At 57.7% G+C, this 18,411-nt stretch carries 20 protein-coding genes and 2 pseudogenes; 11 read left to right on the top strand and 11 right to left on the bottom strand.

What is annotated here, in order from left to right:
• Positions 1 to 95: 95 nt before the first annotated feature.
• Positions 96 to 416 (bottom strand): hypothetical protein, encoded by a 321-nt coding sequence (locus tag ACEN93_RS02795; RefSeq protein WP_490843321.1) that lies wholly within the window; start codon positions 414 to 416, stop codon positions 96 to 98.
• Between the two features lie 291 nt (positions 417 to 707).
• Positions 708 to 966 (bottom strand): annotated as a pseudogene (locus ACEN93_RS02790) (short chain dehydrogenase); the annotation flags it as partial.
• 150 nt (positions 967 to 1,116) lie between these two features.
• Between ACEN93_RS02790 and ACEN93_RS02785 the strand changes: the two are divergent.
• From ACEN93_RS02785 to ACEN93_RS02765, 5 genes are all read left to right on the top strand, one after another.
• Entirely contained in the window at positions 1,117 to 1,365 is a 249-nt protein-coding gene (locus tag ACEN93_RS02785; protein ID WP_490843320.1) for a hypothetical protein, read from the top strand.
• Positions 1,366 to 1,378: 13 nt separating this feature from the next.
• Positions 1,379 to 1,885, top strand: a complete 507-nt coding sequence (locus ACEN93_RS02780) for a CinA family protein (protein ID WP_490843319.1) — start codon at positions 1,379 to 1,381, stop codon at positions 1,883 to 1,885.
• A 260-nt stretch (positions 1,886 to 2,145) separates the two neighbouring features.
• Positions 2,146 to 3,030 (top strand): manganese catalase family protein, encoded by an 885-nt coding sequence (locus ACEN93_RS02775; RefSeq protein WP_064596678.1) that lies wholly within the window; start codon positions 2,146 to 2,148, stop codon positions 3,028 to 3,030.
• A 61-nt stretch (positions 3,031 to 3,091) separates the two neighbouring features.
• Complete coding sequence (locus ACEN93_RS02770) at positions 3,092 to 4,021, top strand: ZIP family metal transporter (RefSeq protein ID WP_011334200.1); 930 nt, start codon at positions 3,092 to 3,094, stop codon at positions 4,019 to 4,021.
• A gap of 120 nt (positions 4,022 to 4,141) precedes the next feature.
• A complete protein-coding gene (locus ACEN93_RS02765) occupies positions 4,142 to 4,942 on the top strand; it encodes an alpha/beta fold hydrolase (protein ID WP_074690566.1) in 801 nt (266 codons plus the stop codon).
• 106 nt (positions 4,943 to 5,048) lie between these two features.
• On the opposite strand, the gene ACEN93_RS02760 is transcribed toward ACEN93_RS02765, so the two are convergent.
• Positions 5,049 to 5,951 (bottom strand): bestrophin family protein, encoded by a 903-nt coding sequence (locus ACEN93_RS02760; protein ID WP_039768508.1) that lies wholly within the window; start codon positions 5,949 to 5,951, stop codon positions 5,049 to 5,051.
• 183 nt (positions 5,952 to 6,134) lie between these two features.
• Between ACEN93_RS02760 and ACEN93_RS02755 the strand changes: the two are divergent.
• A pseudogene (locus tag ACEN93_RS02755) lies at positions 6,135 to 6,278 on the top strand (PLP-dependent transferase); the annotation flags it as partial.
• A 123-nt stretch (positions 6,279 to 6,401) separates the two neighbouring features.
• Here ACEN93_RS02755 and ACEN93_RS02750 read toward each other — a convergent pair.
• Complete coding sequence (locus ACEN93_RS02750; RefSeq protein WP_490843318.1) at positions 6,402 to 7,352, bottom strand: PDR/VanB family oxidoreductase; 951 nt, start codon at positions 7,350 to 7,352, stop codon at positions 6,402 to 6,404.
• Between the two features lie 284 nt (positions 7,353 to 7,636).
• Here ACEN93_RS02750 and ACEN93_RS02745 point away from each other — a divergent pair, with 284 nt between their 5' ends.
• Positions 7,637 to 8,107, top strand: coding sequence for a MarR family winged helix-turn-helix transcriptional regulator (locus ACEN93_RS02745; protein ID WP_064596594.1), 471 nt, complete (start codon positions 7,637 to 7,639; stop codon positions 8,105 to 8,107).
• A 123-nt stretch (positions 8,108 to 8,230) separates the two neighbouring features.
• The gene (locus ACEN93_RS02740; protein WP_011334146.1) at positions 8,231 to 8,746 is read left to right on the top strand and encodes a cupin domain-containing protein; all 516 of its coding nucleotides are present in this window, start codon (positions 8,231 to 8,233) and stop codon (positions 8,744 to 8,746) included.
• Between the two features lie 42 nt (positions 8,747 to 8,788).
• On the opposite strand, the gene ACEN93_RS02735 is transcribed toward ACEN93_RS02740, so the two are convergent.
• Positions 8,789 to 9,265 (bottom strand): hypothetical protein, encoded by a 477-nt coding sequence (locus ACEN93_RS02735; RefSeq protein WP_495611006.1) that lies wholly within the window; start codon positions 9,263 to 9,265, stop codon positions 8,789 to 8,791.
• Between the two features lie 278 nt (positions 9,266 to 9,543).
• On the opposite strand from ACEN93_RS02735, the gene ACEN93_RS02730 reads away from it, so the two are divergent.
• Positions 9,544 to 10,767: a zinc-dependent alcohol dehydrogenase gene (locus ACEN93_RS02730; RefSeq protein WP_495611005.1), complete on the top strand. Its 1,224-nt coding sequence runs from the start codon at positions 9,544 to 9,546 to the stop codon at positions 10,765 to 10,767.
• Between the two features lie 124 nt (positions 10,768 to 10,891).
• On the opposite strand, the gene ACEN93_RS02725 is transcribed toward ACEN93_RS02730, so the two are convergent.
• The 3 genes from ACEN93_RS02725 to ACEN93_RS02715 all read right to left on the bottom strand — a co-directional run bounded on the left by ACEN93_RS02725 (position 10,892) and on the right by ACEN93_RS02715 (position 13,566).
• Positions 10,892 to 11,551 carry a carbonic anhydrase gene (locus ACEN93_RS02725; RefSeq protein ID WP_103385275.1) on the bottom strand — a complete coding sequence of 220 codons (660 nt, stop codon included), beginning with the start codon at positions 11,549 to 11,551 and terminating at the stop codon, positions 10,892 to 10,894.
• A 134-nt stretch (positions 11,552 to 11,685) separates the two neighbouring features.
• The gene (locus ACEN93_RS02720) at positions 11,686 to 12,195 is read right to left on the bottom strand and encodes a nucleoside deaminase (protein ID WP_011334143.1); all 510 of its coding nucleotides are present in this window, start codon (positions 12,193 to 12,195) and stop codon (positions 11,686 to 11,688) included.
• A 30-nt stretch (positions 12,196 to 12,225) separates the two neighbouring features.
• On the bottom strand, positions 12,226 to 13,566 hold the full coding sequence (locus ACEN93_RS02715) for a nucleobase:cation symporter-2 family protein (RefSeq protein ID WP_103385277.1): 1,341 nt from the start codon (positions 13,564 to 13,566) through the stop codon (positions 12,226 to 12,228).
• A gap of 214 nt (positions 13,567 to 13,780) precedes the next feature.
• Here ACEN93_RS02715 and ACEN93_RS02710 point away from each other — a divergent pair, with 214 nt between their 5' ends.
• Positions 13,781 to 14,695 (top strand): LysR family transcriptional regulator, encoded by a 915-nt coding sequence (locus ACEN93_RS02710; protein WP_011334141.1) that lies wholly within the window; start codon positions 13,781 to 13,783, stop codon positions 14,693 to 14,695.
• Between the two features lie 60 nt (positions 14,696 to 14,755).
• On the opposite strand, the gene ACEN93_RS02705 is transcribed toward ACEN93_RS02710, so the two are convergent.
• Positions 14,756 to 15,514, bottom strand: coding sequence for an SDR family NAD(P)-dependent oxidoreductase (locus tag ACEN93_RS02705; protein WP_011334140.1), 759 nt, complete (start codon positions 15,512 to 15,514; stop codon positions 14,756 to 14,758).
• 228 nt (positions 15,515 to 15,742) lie between these two features.
• Here ACEN93_RS02705 and ACEN93_RS02700 point away from each other — a divergent pair, with 228 nt between their 5' ends.
• A complete protein-coding gene (locus ACEN93_RS02700) occupies positions 15,743 to 17,197 on the top strand; it encodes an MFS transporter (protein WP_495611004.1) in 1,455 nt (484 codons plus the stop codon).
• Positions 17,198 to 17,203: 6 nt separating this feature from the next.
• On the opposite strand, the gene ACEN93_RS02695 is transcribed toward ACEN93_RS02700, so the two are convergent.
• Positions 17,204 to 18,055 carry a LysR family transcriptional regulator gene (locus ACEN93_RS02695; protein WP_103385312.1) on the bottom strand — a complete coding sequence of 284 codons (852 nt, stop codon included), beginning with the start codon at positions 18,053 to 18,055 and terminating at the stop codon, positions 17,204 to 17,206.
• Positions 18,056 to 18,148: 93 nt separating this feature from the next.
• On the bottom strand, positions 18,149 to 18,379 hold the full coding sequence (locus tag ACEN93_RS02690; protein ID WP_011334137.1) for a hypothetical protein: 231 nt from the start codon (positions 18,377 to 18,379) through the stop codon (positions 18,149 to 18,151).
• Positions 18,380 to 18,411 lie beyond the last annotated feature (32 nt).

The following is an 18,411-nucleotide window of genomic DNA, read 5'->3' as shown; positions in this document are numbered from 1 at the left end:
CAGAGGGCGAGCGGTTGTATTGGGTGCATCCGACCTAGGATCGGCGGTTGTGAGCAACACTGGAACTTCATCCGAATCCCGCCTTACGCCGAGAGTTAATCAGGCTCTTGGAGCGAGCTGAACCATTCGGCATAAGGGGAATTGATGACCAGCCGCCGGTTGAAGTCCGGGCTTCCATCAGTCCACCAGACAGGCCCCCGTTCCCCGAGGGCCACTTTGGCCATTTGTACCTTTTCCCGAGCGCGCTTCAGTTGCGAAGCGTCTTGCGAACCCTTGGCGTTCTTGACCTCTCGTCGAGCGGCCATAAGCGCATCGACAAGACGCTGACGCACATCTTTATCCAATGATGGGTTGGAACATCGCCATAGCTGGCCTTTGACAACAAAGTAGCGACCGTCTGGTGTCACTGGATGCATTCCTGTCTCCGATCGTTTAAAGAGCACTTCTCCAAAAAATCAGCAAGGACGGCTATCTCGGTTTTCGGGCAGGAAGGCGATTGGCTTGTTTGACTCCAAGCAGTATTCCCAGTACTAGCGCGGCGCCTGCCGCCAGGAGTATTGGATACGGATGTTTACCTGACATCCGGACGCCCTCGACTCCGGGTTGATCGCTTGCCGGGGCAGGTCGATGTCGTGATGACGATGGAGTAAGACGGCTTGGACTGGCAGTGGGGTCGGCGTCTGCCCTGTACGGCATTTCGTTCAAGGGCAATCGCGCACCGTCCGCGAGAGTCAGGGTGAGGTCTTCGACAGTCCCGGCGAGTCGATCTGGAAACACCGGCTCACCCGTGGGATCAAGCTCATCGTAATAAAACTGCTTTCCTTCCAGCCAACCTATGGCCGTCATCAATTCCGGGCCAAGGTAATATTTTCCGTCGAGGAAGAAACCCGGGAAATGTCGCGTGCGTTCGAGACTGTCTATGGTGTAGCGCTCGCCTGCCTTCATACCGGTTGCTGGGTCGATCATGATGAAATCCTCAGATTCGCTGGTGTTGCGATAGAGGACGGGGCCTGGCGCAACGTTCCATCGAGATTACCGAAAGGCTGTTCTTCGTCAGACCTTTTGAACCTAATTCGAAAACTGTTGCTCAACCGGGAAATGTTCGGGGTAGGTGAAATGAATGCTTTCAAGAATCAACTGACGCTTGAGCAGGAATCCAAATTGAAAGCCCTGGATGCCTGGCATCGTGCGTTGGAGAATCGAGCGTTACGCATGGAGTGTCCCGATGCCTATCACGAGGAGCTATTGCGCCAGACTGATGAGATGCATCGGTTGGGTCGGTTGACCGATTCCGAATGGCGTGACCTGAGAAGGGAGGCAGATGCGGCCTATCTGCGTGCGGTCGCCGGTGAGGATTATCACTGAGGTCATTCAGCTCATGTCTATTGCCGACGACACTGTTCACTACCTGCGCGCCAATGGTTTGGTGCTCACCACAGCGGAGTCGTGTACCGCCGGTAAAATTGTGACGCTGTTATCCGAGGTCGAGGGTAGTGGCGAGTTCATCGAGTGCGGGTACGTGGTGTATTCGCCTCAGGCGAAACAACGTCTCCTGCATGTCAAACCGCAGACCATCGAAACGTTCAACCTCACCAGCGTGGAAGTTGCGCGGGAGATGGCAATGGGCGCATTGCGCGATAGCACCGCCAATGTTGCCGTTGCTACAACGGGCATTCTCGGCCCGGACGATGTAGACGGTATCCCGGCTGGCACGATCTGCTTTGCCTGGGCGTTTCAGGTAGCTGATGAGTGTCACGTGTTCAGTCACCAGCATCGCTTCTGCGGCGGACGCTGTGAAGTACAGAAATACGCCACCGAGTATGCGTTGCAGTACTTGACGCGTTTCCATCAGCGAGTTCTACAAGGTGAGCCCGATGAGCGATGAGCGCAACCGTCCCCACTTGCGTAGCCGGAATTATCCAATACGCGAGGACATGGCCTGTCAGTTGAAAGTCTGGATCTCCGTTATTGTCCAGGAAGACTGACTCGCAGGTTTCCACGAGCAAAGGGAAATCAGCACCCGTTGGTCGACAGGGCAGAAGGTTTTTGAAATTAACCCCGGCGCATTTGCTTCAGATGAATGTGGGTTGGCATTCGGTCTATTGCCGAGTGAACGGCAGCCCTGATGCACCTGAGGAGAATGTCATGTTCCTACATAACAAACGACTTCAATACACCGTGCGCGTTGCTCAGCCCAATCCGGGGTTGGCCAATCTACTACTGGAACAATTCGGGGGAGCCCAAGGGGAACTCGCTGCAGCTTCACGCTACTTCACACAGGCGTTGGCCGAAGATGATCCAGGCAGAAAGGATCTCCTTATGGATATTGCCACCGAGGAGCTCAGCCACCTTGAGATCGTCGGGTCGATTATCGTGATGTTGAACAAGGGCGCCAAAGGGCAAATGGCCGAAGGTGTCGAGGAAGAGGGCGAGTTGTATCGCGCCATCAACGGGGCCGGCAACGATTCCCACATCACAAGTCTGTTGTACGGAGCGGGTGCTCCTTTGACCAACTCGGCAGGCGTTCCCTGGTCGGCGGCTTACGTCGATACCATCGGCGAACCGACTGCAGACATGCGCTCCAATATCGCCGCTGAGGCCAGGGCGAAGATCGTCTACGAGCGTTTGATGAATGTCACAGATGATCCGGGTGTAAAGGAAGCCCTCGGATTTCTGATGACCCGTGAAATCGCCCATCAACTGTCTTTCGAAAAAGCACTGCACGCCATCCAGCCTAATTTCCCTCAGGGCAAACTGCCGGGTATGCCTGAATTCACCAACGTTTACTTCAACATGTCTCAGGGCGAAGGCAGCACCCGCGGGCCGTGGAACGAAGGGGAGGACTGGGAGTTCGTAGAGAATCCAGCGCCGGCGGTGGATGGAGGCGAGGGCACCGCGACTGTGCAATTGAGCGCCGAGGATGAAGCGCTGCTCATGGACATGAAAGCCAGGACGATGTCCGACCCAGACAGCAATCCGATCACGGGTGCGGACCTGGGGGCGGGTGTGCAAGGCGAACCACAACCTTAACGACGCGACCGCACGCCAAAAGGCGTGCGGTTTTTCCAACTCAAGAAAACAGGAGGGTGCGATGTCCGAGCCGTTGACCTCATCTGGCGCAACACTTCGCTCACGGTTTGTTCGACTCTCAAAATCCGGATGGGGCGGGTTAGCCTTCTGGTCAATTCTGATTGGCGTGACGCTTTGCTTGCTGATCAGCGGGTACGGCGCCTTCGTCGGCGCCAACAAACAAAATCTGCACTTTGCATTTCTCGGCGGCATGTCAGGCTTCGCTGCGACGGCCATAGGTGCGTTGGCAGCGATTGCGTTACGCGATATCGCCGCCAGAACGCAGGACATCATGCTCGGCTTCGCTGCCGGGATGATGCTGGCCGCCAGTTCGTTTTCGCTCATTCTTCCGGGCATCGAAGCCGCCCAGGCGCTGTACGGTAACCAGTTGCTCGCAGCCTGTGTCGTCGTTGCAGGATTGGGATTGGGGGTAGCGCTGATGATCGGTCTGGATCGCTTCGTGCCTCACGAACATGAGAAAAGCGGTCGCCGTGGGCCCGAGGCGCAGCGCATCAATCGTGTATGGCTGTTTGTCCTGGCAATCACGCTGCATAACTTGCCGGAGGGGATGGCCATTGGAGTGAGCTTTGCCAATGGCGATATGAAGGTGGGATTGCCGCTAACCACTGCCATCGCCATTCAAGACATTCCCGAAGGCCTGGCTGTGGCGCTTGCGTTACGCGTGACCGGGATTTCAGCGCTTCGCGCTGCGCTTATTGCGGTGGGCTCAGGGTTGATGGAGCCCATTGGCGCGATCGTCGGCTTGGGGGTTTCGAGCAGCTTCGCATTGGGATATCCCATAGCGCTCGGTCTGGCGGCGGGCGCGATGATTTTTGTGGTGTCCCATGAGGTCATTCCCGAGACCCATCGCAATGGTCATGAGACACCTGCGACCTTGGGGTTGATGCTCGGTTTCGGAGTCATGATGTTCCTCGATACGGCTTTGGGTTGACCCTTTACCTCCCATCCATCATTGGACGGCTTGGTTGAATAAACTGGAAGCAAAAATCCGACGGTAGGCGTCGCGATCCCACCTGCACTGCCTTTCAATTACGTGCAGCAAGGAGAAATCATGACAACGCACAGGCTGACAACGAAGGGCTTGCAGTTGAACGTTTCGATCTGCGGTCAAGGCTCTCCGCTGCTTTTGCTTAATGGTTTGGGTGGTTTGATTCGTACCTTCGATCCGCTGCGCAATGAGCTTGACGACTTCATGACCATCACGCTGGACGTGCCCGGAGTCGGCAAGTCGCAAATGCCCCGTTGGCCCTTTCGCCTGCCACGCCATGCCGACGTGATTGCCGGGATGCTTGAGCAATTGGGGATCGACCAGGTCGATGTGTTCGGTGTGAGTTGGGGAGGTGCATTGGCTCAGGAGTTCGCTCTTCGTTACCCGAGCAGGGTACGCAGGTTGATCCTCGCGGCGACCTCTCCCGGCCCATTGCTGTTGATGAAGCCTGCAGACGTTATGGATTTTTTCCGCAAGAGCAAAAACACCAAAACGCACCAGCAAGAACGATCCGGCCATTCAGTTCAGACGCTGCTGCGGTTCGGTGTAATGAAGGGCATGCTCTCTGTTAATCCGCGAACCTACTATTTCCAGCTCGCAGCCTTGATCGGATGGACAAGCCTGCTTCGCTTGTCCCGACTGCTTCAACGCACGCTGATTCTTGCCGGCGACCGCGATCCGTTAATACAGGCGTACAACGGCCATGTCCTGCGCCGCACAATTGGACGTTCAGAACTTCGCCTTCTGAAAGGTGAGGGACATTTCTTTGTGGTGACCAGCGCTGGACGAACTGCCGTCCTGGTCCGCGAATTTCTTTGCCGCCATTACGACGATGAAGAGAAGGCACCGAGGATCGCGAACTGAAACACCAAGGCTGGCCTGGAGCGCACACGCTCGTCTCATCAATAGTCGCTCTGTACCTGATAAAGAAAAGGGGAGACCCGCTACACGCTGATGCTGAAGCAGCGTCTCACGCGTGCTCCTCAAGCCTGCGCACATCACCCAACGAATCACGTTGCATCGACTGCAAGTTCTTTTCAATGGTTTCGCACAGTGCTTCCATTTGAATCTGGTGTTCGCTGTGGCGAAACGGGCTTTGCAGATCGGTGCCGATGCGTTCGATGGCCAGCAGCATGAATCCCACCACGGTCGACGCCAGCGGCGTGAACCAGCCCAGGGATTCGACCAGTCCCACCGGTACGATCAGGCAGAACAGCGAAATAAACAGCCGCGGAAAATAGACGTAAGGGTAGGGTAGCGGGGTATTGGCGATCCGCTCCATGCCGCCCTGACTGTTGGACAGGTCGACCAGCGTCGACTCAAGCCGCGCCAGGCGAATACTGTCCAGATGCCCGGCCTTGTATTCCTTGGCGAGCAAAGTCGCGGAGCCGGTGAGGATATCGTTGGCAAAGTTATTGGTCGTGCCACTGCGGGCGAACTCTTCGGCGGGAATAAACGCCCGCACCTCGTCGGGACAAGGCTGGCCTTGCAGATGCGCCGCGAGGCAGTTCACATAAGCGACGTGGCGGCGCAGCAGAGTGGATTTGACCGGATTCACCTCGCCGCCGGCGTCGTCCAGCAGCGTCAGAACCTGCCGGGCGAAGCTGCGGGAGTTGTTGATCATCGCCCCCCACAACGTCCGCGCTTCCCACCAGCGGTTGTAGGCGCTGCTGTTGCGAAAACTGATCAATACGATCAACGCCGAACCCAGCAAGGTCAGCGGCATCAGCGGCAGGTTCAGCTTGGCGTTGAGGAATAGCATGAAGTCGACGGTGACGGCGATGTCCCACAGCAGCAACCAGAACAGAGACCAGCCCACGTAGCCCAGGGTCTTGATGATCAGGCGGTATTTTTTGACGATGGCAGCTTTCAAACGGAAACCTCGTGTCTAGCAGTTTGCTTAAACGCTTAAGCTCGGACGACGCCTGGCACCGGCAGTTCCCTGGTGAAGCAGCCAACCGTCAGTCAATCTGCGAAGCCCGGCCATCTGAATGGCCAATGTTTGCGAGAGAAATCCTCGTATCCCGATTGGACCGCAGATGAACAACGCGGCAAGCAAGTGCATGAGCGTCAGGCTCTGGAAGTCGCCCACTGGTTACAGGCACACCCGCAGATGAAGCAGGCGCTCCATCCGGCCTTGCACCATCCCGGCCATGCCTTGTGGCGCCGGGACTTCACTGGCAGCAATCAAGCGTTGACCGGCACGGCTTTGGGCCTGCGATACAGGATCGTTGTCGGTGTGCAGCACGTCCGGCGGTCGGCACGCAACAAACCAGATCGCTTTGAAAAGCACCTCCGGAAAACCGGGCGGGAAGGCCTAAGCTCATTCCAAAACCAGGCGGGGCGATTTGGCACGTGAGCAGCATGGGGTGAAACGGTCATTGGCAGCGTGTTCGGCGGCGGTCATGAACTGGTCACGGTGATCGGCAATACCTTCGAGCAAGCCCGTGACGCAGGTGCCGCAGACGCCTTGCTCGCACGATGACTCGATGGCAATCCCGGCCTCATCGAGCACTTCGAATACAGTGCGATCGGCGGGGATGTAAAAAATCTGTCCTGTGCTCGCCAGTTGAACTTCGAAGGGCGAATCAGCGCTAGCATCGACCGGTGCAGCGGCGAAGAACTCTCTGTGCACGCGATCTTCGGGCCAGCCAGCGGCGTGCGCGGTGTCGAAGATGAAATTCATGAAGCCGACCGGGCCGCATACGTAGAGGTGGTTTGTGGTATCTGGGGTGGCGAGGAGGGCGGTCGCATCGAGTTTCTGTGCAGGCGATCCGCTGTCGTCATGCAAATGCACGCGGCTGGCGAAGGGCGCTTGGGCGAGCCATTGGATAAACGCGGCACGCTCACGGGATCGAAAGCTGTAATGCAGCTCGAAATCCGCGCCTTGATAATGAAGCTCATGAGCCATTGCCAGCATCGGCGTAATGCCAATACCGCCGCCAAACAGCAGGTGACGCTTGGCTGAGTCCGCGAGTGGAAAGAGGTTGCGTGGTTCGCTGATGCTGAGCGTCTGTCCCTGACTGATGGTGTCGTGCATCGCAGCGGAACCGCCGCGCGAGGCGGGATCTTTCAGCACACTGATGACGTAGCGATGACGCTCTTTGGAGTCATTGCACAGCGAGTACTGCCGGGTCAGACCTTCGGCAATGTGGATGTCGATGTGTGCCCCGGCGTTGAACGGCGGTAGGGGGCGACCGTCTGCTGAGCACAGCTCGAAACTGCAGATATCCTCGGCCTCGTCGACTTTGCGGGTGACGTTGACTTGAAGCATGACTTCTCCCTCCACATTGAAGTGGCTGCTGAAAAAAGAAAGGGGGCGAGCGGGTGACGAATCAGCCGGGCAAGAAGAAGTAGAAAGGGTGGCTAATCATGGGCGCCAATAAAGGGCACGGGTGAGGAGCGTTCATAAGCAAGACCTGTTAATTATTTTTTTGAGGTTGTGCTACGGCGTATCATGCGGCGCATTGTCCGCAATGCTTGGCTGAGTGAATCCTCAGATAAAATGGTTGCGGTGTCAACCAATATCCAAGGTCTTTGATCTATGGTGTTTTCTCGATGGCTACTGATACACAACTGAACCTGTCGCGTTATGTACCTGGCCTGGTGACGTTCCTGGCGAACAAACTCGCCACCGGGGCCTCCCAGTGCTATCGCAAACACTTCGGAATCGGCGTGGTTGAATGGCGGATGCTTTCAATGCTGGCCGTTGAATCCGACATCACCGCCAATCGAATCTGCCAGGCCATCGGCCTCGACAAGAGCGCTGTCAGTCGTTCATTGCAGACATTGGAAGCGGCGGGGCGGATCACCAGTCAACTGGATCCCAAGGATGCACGGCGTTACACCGTGCGATTGACGGCCAGCGGTAAAGAACTGCATGACCGCGTGCTCAAAGTTGCACTTGAGCGAGAGTCGCGTCTGCTCAGCGGCTTGACTCCGGCTGAGGTTGATACATTGGTTGACTTGCTTGGGCGCCTGCATCTGCAAGTGCCCAATGTGAACAGCTACGACCCGAGTGAGGAATGAATCAGCGGAAGACCGAGATTTAGCTGTTAAATTCGTCGTTCGTCTTGAATTTTCGCTTAACTACACTAAATGGTCGTTTAGTCGAGTTATTACAGTATGTATTGAAAATCAATGGAGCAGGCCATGAATCCGAGTCAGATCAGTGCGTCGAACCTGATTGCATCACTGGACCTTGAACCTCATGTTGAGGGCGGCTATTTCCGCAGGACATACCAGGCTGATCACCGGGACATGCTTGAAACCACGAGCGGCTCACGCTTTCTGATGACGTCGATTTACTACCTGCTGACCGAAGATTCACCGGTCGGCCAGTTTCATTTCAACCATTCGGACATCCTGCATTATTTCCATCTGGGCGATGCCATTGAGTACAGCTTGATCCTTGAAGACGGTTCACTGCAGACGTTGGTGATGGGCAGCGATGTTCTAGCCGGACAACATTTGCAATTGCACGTGCCGGGCGGAATCTGGAAAGCCTCCAGATTGCTGAATGGCGAGAACGGATTTGGTTTGATCAGCGAAGCAGTTTCACCAGGCTTTGATTTCGCCGATATGGAAATGGGGAACCGGCAGAAACTCACAGCGCGGTATCCGCAGCATCGAGCGCTGATTGAAAAGCTGACGCGTGCCGAGGATTGAGAGCAGCACATTTCAAATAGAGAGATCAGCAAGCATCAAGGATCAGGTCCTTTGAGAGAGATGCCTGAGATTGAAATCGCGCGCGCAACCGGGCTGACTTCGTAATACTTTGTTACGTGTAATGTATATTATGTTAAATGGTGTTTCTGACCGGAACTTCCTCGGTTCACCTTTGACGCCAGGACGCCCTGACTCCCTGGTGATATGCAGGTTGAAACCAAACCGTCGTTTGGCTCTTTGGGCTGGATGCGGCCGTTTCAGGGTCAGGTCGGTGGGAATGATCAACGTGTACAACACCGCAAGCACCAGGCCGAACGCGAGGACAAAGACCCTCAACGCCGCGAACAACGGCAGGCAATGTAAACGGCTACGAAACCCAACAGCAAAACCCGCCAGCAGTCCGCAAAGAATCGACGCAGCCGGGAAACCGACCCACGGCGATGTCAGCCGTTTGGCATATTGCGTCAGTTCGGCCATGTTGTTCATCTGCATCGCGCCATCGCCCACCAGGGCGATCATCCATGTTTAACCTCATCTTTTCATTGCGTATGACATCCAGGCGCCGGCATCAACGGCACGCACGGTAGATGTAAAGGTCTGGATCGCCCGGCAGACGGCGAAGTTTCGATTAATTGCGGATCACGACGGAGAGGCAAGACAGGGTTATATGGCGCTCTTCATTGTGAGGAGGCACGCGCCCACCACCGCCAGTCACTTCCCCCGCCTTTCATTATGAACTTACGCTCTCTGTGTGCCCTCTCCCACTTACATTCAGTGAAAGTCAGAGGTAGGACGCCATGAGAGCACTTACGTATCACGGCGCGCACAGCGTCAAAGTCGACAACGTTGCGGATCCAGTCATCCAGGACAGCGATGACATCATTCTTCGAGTGACGGCAACCGCGATTTGCGGATCTGACCTTCACCTTTATCGAGGAAAGATTCCAACCGTCGAGCATGGCGATATTTTCGGTCATGAGTTCATGGGGATCGTCGAGGAGGCAGGTTCAGCGGTCACCGCCGTGCAGCCGGGCGATCGGGTTGTCATTCCCTTCGTCATTGCCTGCGGCAGCTGTTACTTCTGCGCAATGGATCTGTTCGCGGCCTGCGAAACTACAAATACCGGGCGTGGAGCGATCTTGAATAAAAAGGCGATACCCCCGGGAGCCGCGCTGTTCGGATTCAGCCATATGTACGGCGGAGTGCCTGGCGGGCAGGCCGAATACGTGCGTGTACCGAAAGCCAACACCGGGCCGTTCAAAGTGCCAGGGACACTGCCGGATGAGAAAGTTCTTTTCCTCTCCGACATCCTCCCGACTGCGTATCAGGCTGTAACGAACGCGGGGATTGGCAACGGCTCCAGCATCGCCATTTATGGTGCGGGCCCTGTCGGTTTATTAAGTGCAGCCTGCGCGAGAATGCTCGGGGCCGACCAGATTTTCATGGTCGATCACCATCCTTACCGCTTGGCTTACGCGCAGAAAACATACGGCGTAATTCCCATCAACTTCGATGAAGACGACGACCCTGCAGATACGATCATTCGGCAAACCAAAGGAATGCGGGGAGTCGACGGCGTCGTGGACGCGGTCGGGTTTGAAGCGAAAGGCAGTACGACGGAAACGGTTCTCGCGACACTCAAGCTCGAGGGAAGTAGCGGCAAAGCTCTGCGCCAGTGTATTGCAGCTGTCAGACGTGGTGGCATTGTGAGTGTCCCTGGAGTCTACTCTGGATTCATACATGGATTCCTTTTCGGGGACGCGTTTGACAAGGGTCTGACTTTCAAAATGGGTCAAACCCACGTGCATCGCTTCCTGCCGGAGCTGCTCCATCACATCGAGGCAGGCCGCCTCTCACCGGAGGTCATCATCAGCCATCGTATGTCGCTGGAACAGGCTCCAGAGGGCTATAAAATTTTTGATAAAAAGGAAGAGGATTGCCGCAAGGTCATTCTGACGCCGGGCGATAGCGATGTGGCTCTACCGGAACACGATGTCAACACCACGGCGTTGGCCACGTAAATGTGTGAATAAAAGAAAGGACGTGAAATATCAAAAGATTGTGAGTCATCGGTGGGTCTTTGATTCGGGCCAGGGACCGATCGGCCGGGACGAAATTTTCCCCGTCCCGACCTGTCTGTCGCCGTTATATCTGACCACCGTTGCGCGCAGCGACGGCAACGGTGGTCGGTGAATCGGACAGTGGAACGAAGCGTCGAGTGGCTCCATCCAGCGCATCGATGCAACCTGCCTCGATGTCATAGACCCAGCCATGCAAATTCAAGCGTCCTTGCTCAAGCGCAAGCGCCACCGATGGATGAGTCCGCAGGTTTGCCAGTTGTGCGATCACGTTTTCACGAACGAGGCCATCGAGCTTGTCGCGTGGCGTATCGAACTCATGCGCCGCGTTGATCGCTTTCGCGGCATCCGCGTGACGAAGCCAGTTGGCAACTGCCGGCAGATGATCCAGACACGTGCAGCGTGAAATCGCGCCCATCGCTCCGCAATCCGAGTGGCCGCAGATCACGATGTCCCGTACGCCGAGCACTGCAACCGCATATTCGACGGTGGCCGACACACCACCCGGTTCGGGACCATATGACGGCACAATGTTGCCGGCGTTGCGGATCACGAACAGCTCACCCGGCTCACGCTGTGTGAGCAGTTCAGGCACTACACGACTATCCGAGCACGTGACAAACAGCGCCTTTGGGTTTTGCTCTGTCGCGAGCTGCCTGAAAAGCTCGACACGTTGTGGATACACCTCGCGCTGAAACCGCAGAAAGCCATCAATAATGTCACGCATAAAGTCCTCCAAAGCCTGATTGCGGATGCTGAGACGAGCACTCGATGCCTTCGCGCCTCACTGGGTCGTGATTATCGCAGACGTTGCAGGCGAGTGCGCGACCTCACACCGCTCAAGCTTCGTTTCAAAACCTGTTACGACCAAAACCCCCTGTGCGGTTCAGCCGCCTCTCCCTCCAGCATCGGCCCCAAGACGCTGACCTTGCGCTGCCCCTTGGCGAACACCTCGCGGCACGGCAGCGAGAACGTCGGATTTTCCGGATGGTCCCCCGTCAGTCCCAGCAAGGCATGCTCTGACAAGGCATAGACCACACGCCCGATCCCCGTCCAATACACCGCGCCGGCGCACATGCAGCATGGCTCGGCGCTGGTGTACAGCGTGCACAGCTCCAACTCCTGCGGCGACAGCAGTTTTGCCGCTGCCGCCGCTGCCACCAACTCGGCGTGCTGCGTTGGATCACCTTCCGGGGGCATCGAGTTGTTCCCCGCTTCGACAATCACCTTGCCGTTGCGGTCGGCCACCAATGCCGCGAACGGATGGCGACCGCGTTGCTTCGATGCCTCGGACAAGGCAATGGTCTGGCGCAGTAACGTCAGATCAAGCGCGCTGATGCCAGCCGGGATGAGTTCAGTCAATTGATTCATGGGTAACTCCAGGGCAGTGGAAAACAAAAGTCAGTCGGCCAGTTCAGCCGATGTAGCGCCGATGGTTTCGGTCGATTTTTTTTCATCGTTGAGCAGAACGTTGAGGACGATGGCGGTGATCGCTCCGAGGAAAATCCCGCTGTCGAGCACCAGTTTCAGGGTCGGGCCGACGTGTTCGAACAGCGCCGGAAAGGACATCGGCAGCACCCCGACACTCACTGACACGGCGACGATAATGCCGTTGCGCGTGCCCTCGAATTGCACCCGTGACAGTTCCTGAATCCCCGCCACCGTGGTCATGCCGAACATCACAATCGCGCAGCCACCGAGCACCGGCGTCGGCACCGCGGCGATCAACGCGCCGAGTTTCGGAAACAGGCCCATCAGCACCATGATTGCCCCGGCAGCGGCCACAACGAAGCGGCTTTTAACGTTGGAGAGCGCAATCAAGCCGGTGTTCTGAGTAAAGGCGTTGTAAGGAAAGCTGTTGAACAAGCCACCGAGCATGGTCGACAAGCCATCGGCGCGGAATGCGTTGCCGAGGGTCTGCTGCGTGGTCGGTTTGCCGGTCAATTTGCCGATCGCCAGACAGTTGCCGGTGGTCTCGGCCATGATGACCAGCATCGCCAGGGTCATGATCAGAATCGGCACCGGCGCGAATTCCGGCGCGCCGAAAGCCATCGGCGCACTCAACTCAAACCAGGCCGCTTCGCTGACCCGATTGAAGTGCGTCATGCCGCAAGCCGCTGCGATCAGGCTGCCGACAAAGAGGCCAATCAGCACGCTGAGGTTGCCGATGAAGCCCTTGAATCTGGCGTAGATCACCAGGGTCACACTGACCGTGGCCAAACCCAGCAACAGGTTGGCGGGATTGCCAAAATCTGCCGAATCGGGATTGCCACCGCCCAGCCAGATCGCCGCTGCCGGCATCAGCGAGATGCCGATAATGGTGATCAGACTGCCAATCACCACCGGCGGAAAAAACCGCAGCAAGCGGCTGAACACCGGTGCCAGCGCAACGGTGATAAATCCCGCCGCGATCACCGCACCGAAAATCTGGCTGAGCCCGAACTCCTTGCCAATCATGATCATCGGCGCCAGGGCAATGAACGAGCAGCCCTGAATCAGCGGCAGGCGGGCGCCGAACTTCCAGAAACCGAGGGTTTGAATCAGCGTCGCCACACCAGAGGTCAACAGGTTGGCGTTGATCAGCAACACGACTTGCGCCGAGGTCAGCCCCATCGCGCTGCCAAGAATCAGCGGCACCGCCACCGCTCCCGCGTACATCACCAGAACATGCTGCAAGCCAAACGTGAACAACTGGCGCAGTGGCAAAACCTCGTCCACCGGATGAATGCGTTGTGTGGTCATTTCCCACGCTCCTGAAGGTGCGGCATCTGTTGAGATTGCGGGCATGCCCAAGGCGTTTGAAAGGTGCATCCGCCCCGGAGATCGTTTGAAGCGGGGCCATATTTGAACGTTTATTGCGATGAAACAAATTAGCAACCATCGCTTTTTCCGATGGCACGGATCTGGCATCCGTTAGCCGCTCCAAACCTTCATTTTCGAACCGGGAGTTCAACGCTTGCGCTTCTCACTCGATCAACTGTTGATGTTCGTCCAAGTGGTCAAAAGCGGATCGTTTTCCGCCGCCGGGCGCAAACTGGGCAAGACCCAATCGACCATCAGCGCAGCGATTGCCAACCTCGAAACCGACCTTGGCGTCGACCTGTTCGACCGCAGCAACCGCAGCCCTGCCCTCACCGCCAGCGGCCACAAATTGCTGGTGCAGGCCGAAGCCGTGCTTGAACGCTGCATGACCTTCGAAGCCCACGCCAATTGTCTGTCGGAAAACGTAGAGCCCAGCCTGACACTGGCCATTGAAACGCCGTACGGCCCGATCATGCCGGTGCTCAAAGCCTTCGAAGCAGCCTTCCCCTTTGTCGACCTGATCATTCGTCATCCGGTCCATGGCGACGTCAGTGAACTGGTCAGCAGCGGCGAAGCGGTGCTCGGTGTGGCGTTCTCACAGCCCGGCTACCCCAAGGAGCTGGCGTTCCAGCAGCTGGGCAAACTGATCATGCTGCACGTCTGCCATCCCCGGCACCCATTGGCGCAACTCGATAACGTCACGTTCGAGGATCTGCACGTCCATCGCCGCCTGGCCTTCAGCGCCCACGCGAGCAAACTGCCGAGCAGCGAATACCTGCGTTCGACCCAGCTGTGGCAGGCGGAAAGTTATCTGGCGTTATTGGAAATGGTCCGCGCCGGACTCGGCTGGGCCACCCTGCCCCGCCAGCTCGTTCAGCGTGAACTGGCCAAGGGTGAGCTGGTGGAACTGCAGCTCTCGGCATATCCGCATACGGACTGGCAGATTGGTGTGGATTTGCTCTGGGCGCGGCAGCGGCCGTTGGGTAAGGCAGAGCGATGGCTGAAGGAGAAGTTGCAGGGCAACAAGGTGTATGAACTGGATCGCAACGGGCAGACCACCACGCTTTGAGGTCAATGCAGATGGAACGAGTCGCCTTATGCCTGCCCGAAGCTTTACCAATCCCCTGCTTCAGATTTGCGATAAACCACCATCGACCATCAGCTCCACGCCGTTCACGTATCTGGCGTCGTCCGAGGCGAGAAACAGTGCCGCGCTGGCTATTTCTTCTGGTTGTGCCATATAGCCCAGAGGCGTGATTTGCTCGACGTGCTGGCGCAGCGCGGCGATGTCGCTCTCGCTCATTTTCAGCCCGTTGTCCATCAGCGGTGTGCGGGTGAAGCCAGGACTCAACACGTTTGCGCGGATTTTGCGGTCCTTGAGTTCATTGGCCCACGTCCGTGCAAACGATCGGACCGCTGCCTTCGACGCGTTGTACAGACTCAATCCTTCCATGCCGTTGCTGGAGCAGATTGAGGCAGTCAAGACGATGGACGAAGCGTCTTTCATCAACGGAAGAAGCGTTTGAACGCTGAAGAAAACGCCTTTCACGTTCACGTCGAACATGGCGTAGTAAGCAGCCTCGCTGGTCTCTCCGAGCGGATTTTTCTCACAGATCCCGGCATTTGCGAACACTGCGTCCAGCCGATCGTCGCGCGTTTGGATTGTCGCTTTGAGCGCGTCGAGATCAGCCTGACGCGAGACATCGGAAACCACCGCGACAGCTTTGTCGCCGAGTCTGGCAACTGCCGCCTCCAGCCTGTCTGCTGCCCGTGCAGTGATGTAAACGCGTTTGGCGCCCTCGGCGATCAAGGCTTGCGCGATGGAAAACCCGATCCCTGTGGAACCGCCGGTCACGACGGCAACCTGATCACTGAATTTACCTGACATGTCTGACTCCTCGGTCGTTGATGAAGGGAATGTCTGAAACGACCTGCCCATGGTGAGCGTCATCGCAGCGGCGCGGCACTGACACGAATGAACGTTGGCCGTGCAGTTTTGTAAGGCGAAAACGCAGGAGCGATTCCCTAAATTGGGACCCGGCGACCTGACCCGGGCAGGCGCGAAGCCTTGCCCTTCGGTCGTCGTCAAACCTGAGTTCCCTACAGGATGCCTGTCATGTCTCGAATCGAAATCGAAGTGCCCGAACCCCGGCGCTGGTTGATGTTTGCCATATTGCTCGTCGGTGCGTTTCTGCCGCCCCTGGATTTTTTTATCGTCAACGTCGCCCTGCCCTCGATGCAGGAGGATCTGGGGACAGGCTCCTCTGCCGAGCAGTTGGTGATTTCTTCCTATGCAACGCTCTATGCCGTGACGCTGATTACCGGCGGACGACTCGGCGATCTGTACGGCCGCGGGCGGATGTTCTTCCTTGGCCTGTTGGGCTTCGCCGCCGCGTCGCTGATGTGCGGCCTGGCGGTTTCGCCGTGGATCCTCATCCTCGGACGCGCCTTGCAGGGTGTGACCGCCGCCGTCATGGCTCCTCAGGCACTTGCATCGGTGCAGGCGATTTTCCCAGTGTCGGAAAGACCATTGGCATTAAGCATTTACGGGGCCGTATTTGGACTGGCGTCTGTGATCGGTCAGGCACTGGGCGGCTTTATGATTGAGGTCGACGTGTTGGGCATGGGATGGCGCGCGATCTTCCTGGTCAACCTGCCGATCGCGTTGCTGGTGATTGCGTTTGGCATCCGTGTGCTCAAAGAAACCCGTGCGCAGCACGCGAGCAAGCTGGATCTGGTGGGCACCGCGTTGTCGATGCTGACCTTGACCACTTTGGTCGTGCCTTTGATTGAAGGCCGCGAGGCCGGATGGCCGTGGTGGGCATGGCTGTCGCTGGCCGCCAGCCCTGCGCTGGCGGTAGCGTTCTGGCGCTACGAGAGCTGTTTGCACCGGGCCGGAGGAACGCCCATCCTCGCCCCGGCCGTACTGAATGCACCGGGCCTGGGGCGAGCGCTTCTGGTCGCGCTTTGCTTCTATTCAATCGGTGTGTTTTTTCTGATGTTTTCGATGTACATGCAAAGCGCATTGCATATGAGCGCACTGCATGCCGGCCTGATCTTTCTGCCGTTTGGCGCGGGATTTCTGCTCGGTCCCCTGTCGGTTCCGCTCCTCAGGCGCGTCCTCGGGGGCTACGTGAATCCGCTAGGCATGGGGCTGGAAGTGGTCGGGTTACTATGGCTGGGCTGGCTCGTGTCAGTGACACCGACTACCCTCGCCCCGCCCTTCACTTCCTTGACGGTCATCCTGTTCCTGATCGGTCTGGGACAGGGGCTGGGCCTGCCGACGTTGATGCGCATGGTCACGGGCCGGGTAGCGCCGGCGTATGCCGGGATGATCGCAGGCATTACCAGCGCAACGCTGCAGATCAGCACATCGCTGAGCGTCGCACTGATTGGCGGTGTGTTTTATACCTTGCTCGGAGAACCGGCGACGGCGGTCAGCATCACTCATGCGTTCACGATCGCTGTTCTGTGCATCGCCGTCTGCCTGGCCGTAGGGGCAGCGATAAGCCTGACGTTAGCGCGCGAGCCAGCGACGGTAGCGCAAGCCTCGGCTGTACGCCCGACCTGAGGCGCGCTACCCCGCACCGATCATGCTGGAGGCAAGGTCAGCCAGTGCGCGCAGCCGGTCCATCTGGCGCATGTCCTGGTGATACCCCATCCAGATGTCCCGTCCTGGCGGTGGCTCGTCCTCATCCAGCAGTCGCAGTCCCGACACGGAGTCACCGAGGACGCGGGGCAAAACGGCAACGCCCAGCCCCTTCGCGCACATCTGTGCCTGAACCGTACGGCTGCTGCTGGTGAACACGGTGCGGGCCAGCGGATAGCGTTGCTGCAGCCATTGCACGTCCGGGTAATGGGACTGGGCGATGTTCATCAGGATCAGGCCAAGCCCCTCGCCGTCCGGCTGCGGCGTCGGGGCATGCAAAGCCGCGTATAGGCCGTACGACAGAGTTGTCAGCTTGCGGTGCACTATGTCGGGTTCGGTGAAAGGCACGATCCGGAAAGCGATGTCGGCATCCCGGCGGGCAAGGTCGAACAGTCGATGCCCGGCGATGACTTCGGGAACGATCAACGGGTAGCGGTGCACCAGTTCGCTGAGAACCGGCGACAAAACATGACAGGCGAACCAGTCGGCTGAGGATATCCGCAACAGGCCTTCAGGCTGATCACCATGCCCCGCCAGACGCCGCTCGATGGCCAACGCGCTGTGTTCCATGTCCTGCGCCAGACCGAGAATCCTCTCGCCACTGTCCGTGAGCACCAGCCCTTGAGCGGTCCGCAGGAAAAAGGCTTGCCCACTGGTTTGTTCAAGCACCTGCAAGCGCCGTCCGACCGTTGGGTGACTGACCCCCAACTCCCTGGCGGCTCCGCCCAGCGAGCCGTTGCGGGCAATCGCCAGGAAGATCCGCATGTCACTCCAGTCCATGCCCTCGCCCCGTACAAAAATGAACATTGAGTGATCAGCTTATAGTTCAAGTAGATGGCTGTTCATGAATATCGATTCAATCAGCCGATCTGATCAGCCTCGCGACAATGACTTCAAGCGCTCCACCAGCGCGGCTTCGAAAATGATGTACAGCCTCTCGGCATCGCCGGCACGCAAAGCCCCGCCGGTTTCCAGTCCCAGCACGAAACCATCCGCCCGCGCCCCTGCCTTGACAGCAATGATCATCGAGTCTGCCCGGACAATCTGCGCCAGCAGCCGGTCCGCTTCTCGCTGAATCTTGTCGCCCAACACCACGCCTTCCACATCGCCACCCAATACGTTCAATTAGACATCCA

The sequence above is a fragment of the Pseudomonas sp. Pseusp21 genome (genome assembly GCF_059492145.1).
This window is presented reverse-complemented; position numbering and strand designations above follow the sequence as displayed.

What these genes read in the sequence shown, in the direction of transcription:
- ACEN93_RS02795 (WP_490843321.1), bottom strand. Translation starts at nt 416, where the DNA reads ATGCATCCAGTGACACCAGACGGTCGCTACTTTGTTGTCAAAGGCCAG.
- ACEN93_RS02785 (WP_490843320.1), top strand. Translation starts at nt 1,117, where the DNA reads ATGAATGCTTTCAAGAATCAACTGACGCTTGAGCAGGAATCCAAATTG.
- ACEN93_RS02780 (WP_490843319.1), top strand. Translation starts at nt 1,379, where the DNA reads ATGTCTATTGCCGACGACACTGTTCACTACCTGCGCGCCAATGGTTTG.
- ACEN93_RS02775 (WP_064596678.1), top strand. Translation starts at nt 2,146, where the DNA reads ATGTTCCTACATAACAAACGACTTCAATACACCGTGCGCGTTGCTCAG.
- ACEN93_RS02770 (WP_011334200.1), top strand. Translation starts at nt 3,092, where the DNA reads ATGTCCGAGCCGTTGACCTCATCTGGCGCAACACTTCGCTCACGGTTT.
- ACEN93_RS02765 (WP_074690566.1), top strand. Translation starts at nt 4,142, where the DNA reads ATGACAACGCACAGGCTGACAACGAAGGGCTTGCAGTTGAACGTTTCG.
- ACEN93_RS02750 (WP_490843318.1), bottom strand. Translation starts at nt 7,352, where the DNA reads ATGCTTCAAGTCAACGTCACCCGCAAAGTCGACGAGGCCGAGGATATC.
- ACEN93_RS02745 (WP_064596594.1), top strand. Translation starts at nt 7,637, where the DNA reads ATGGCTACTGATACACAACTGAACCTGTCGCGTTATGTACCTGGCCTG.
- ACEN93_RS02740 (WP_011334146.1), top strand. Translation starts at nt 8,231, where the DNA reads ATGAATCCGAGTCAGATCAGTGCGTCGAACCTGATTGCATCACTGGAC.
- ACEN93_RS02735 (WP_495611006.1), bottom strand. Translation starts at nt 9,265, where the DNA reads ATGATCGCCCTGGTGGGCGATGGCGCGATGCAGATGAACAACATGGCC.
- ACEN93_RS02730 (WP_495611005.1), top strand. Translation starts at nt 9,544, where the DNA reads ATGAGAGCACTTACGTATCACGGCGCGCACAGCGTCAAAGTCGACAAC.
- ACEN93_RS02725 (WP_103385275.1), bottom strand. Translation starts at nt 11,551, where the DNA reads ATGCGTGACATTATTGATGGCTTTCTGCGGTTTCAGCGCGAGGTGTAT.
- ACEN93_RS02720 (WP_011334143.1), bottom strand. Translation starts at nt 12,195, where the DNA reads ATGAATCAATTGACTGAACTCATCCCGGCTGGCATCAGCGCGCTTGAT.
- ACEN93_RS02715 (WP_103385277.1), bottom strand. Translation starts at nt 13,566, where the DNA reads ATGACCACACAACGCATTCATCCGGTGGACGAGGTTTTGCCACTGCGC.
- ACEN93_RS02705 (WP_011334140.1), bottom strand. Translation starts at nt 15,514, where the DNA reads ATGTCAGGTAAATTCAGTGATCAGGTTGCCGTCGTGACCGGCGGTTCC.
- ACEN93_RS02700 (WP_495611004.1), top strand. Translation starts at nt 15,743, where the DNA reads ATGTCTCGAATCGAAATCGAAGTGCCCGAACCCCGGCGCTGGTTGATG.
- ACEN93_RS02695 (WP_103385312.1), bottom strand. Translation starts at nt 18,055, where the DNA reads ATGGACTGGAGTGACATGCGGATCTTCCTGGCGATTGCCCGCAACGGC.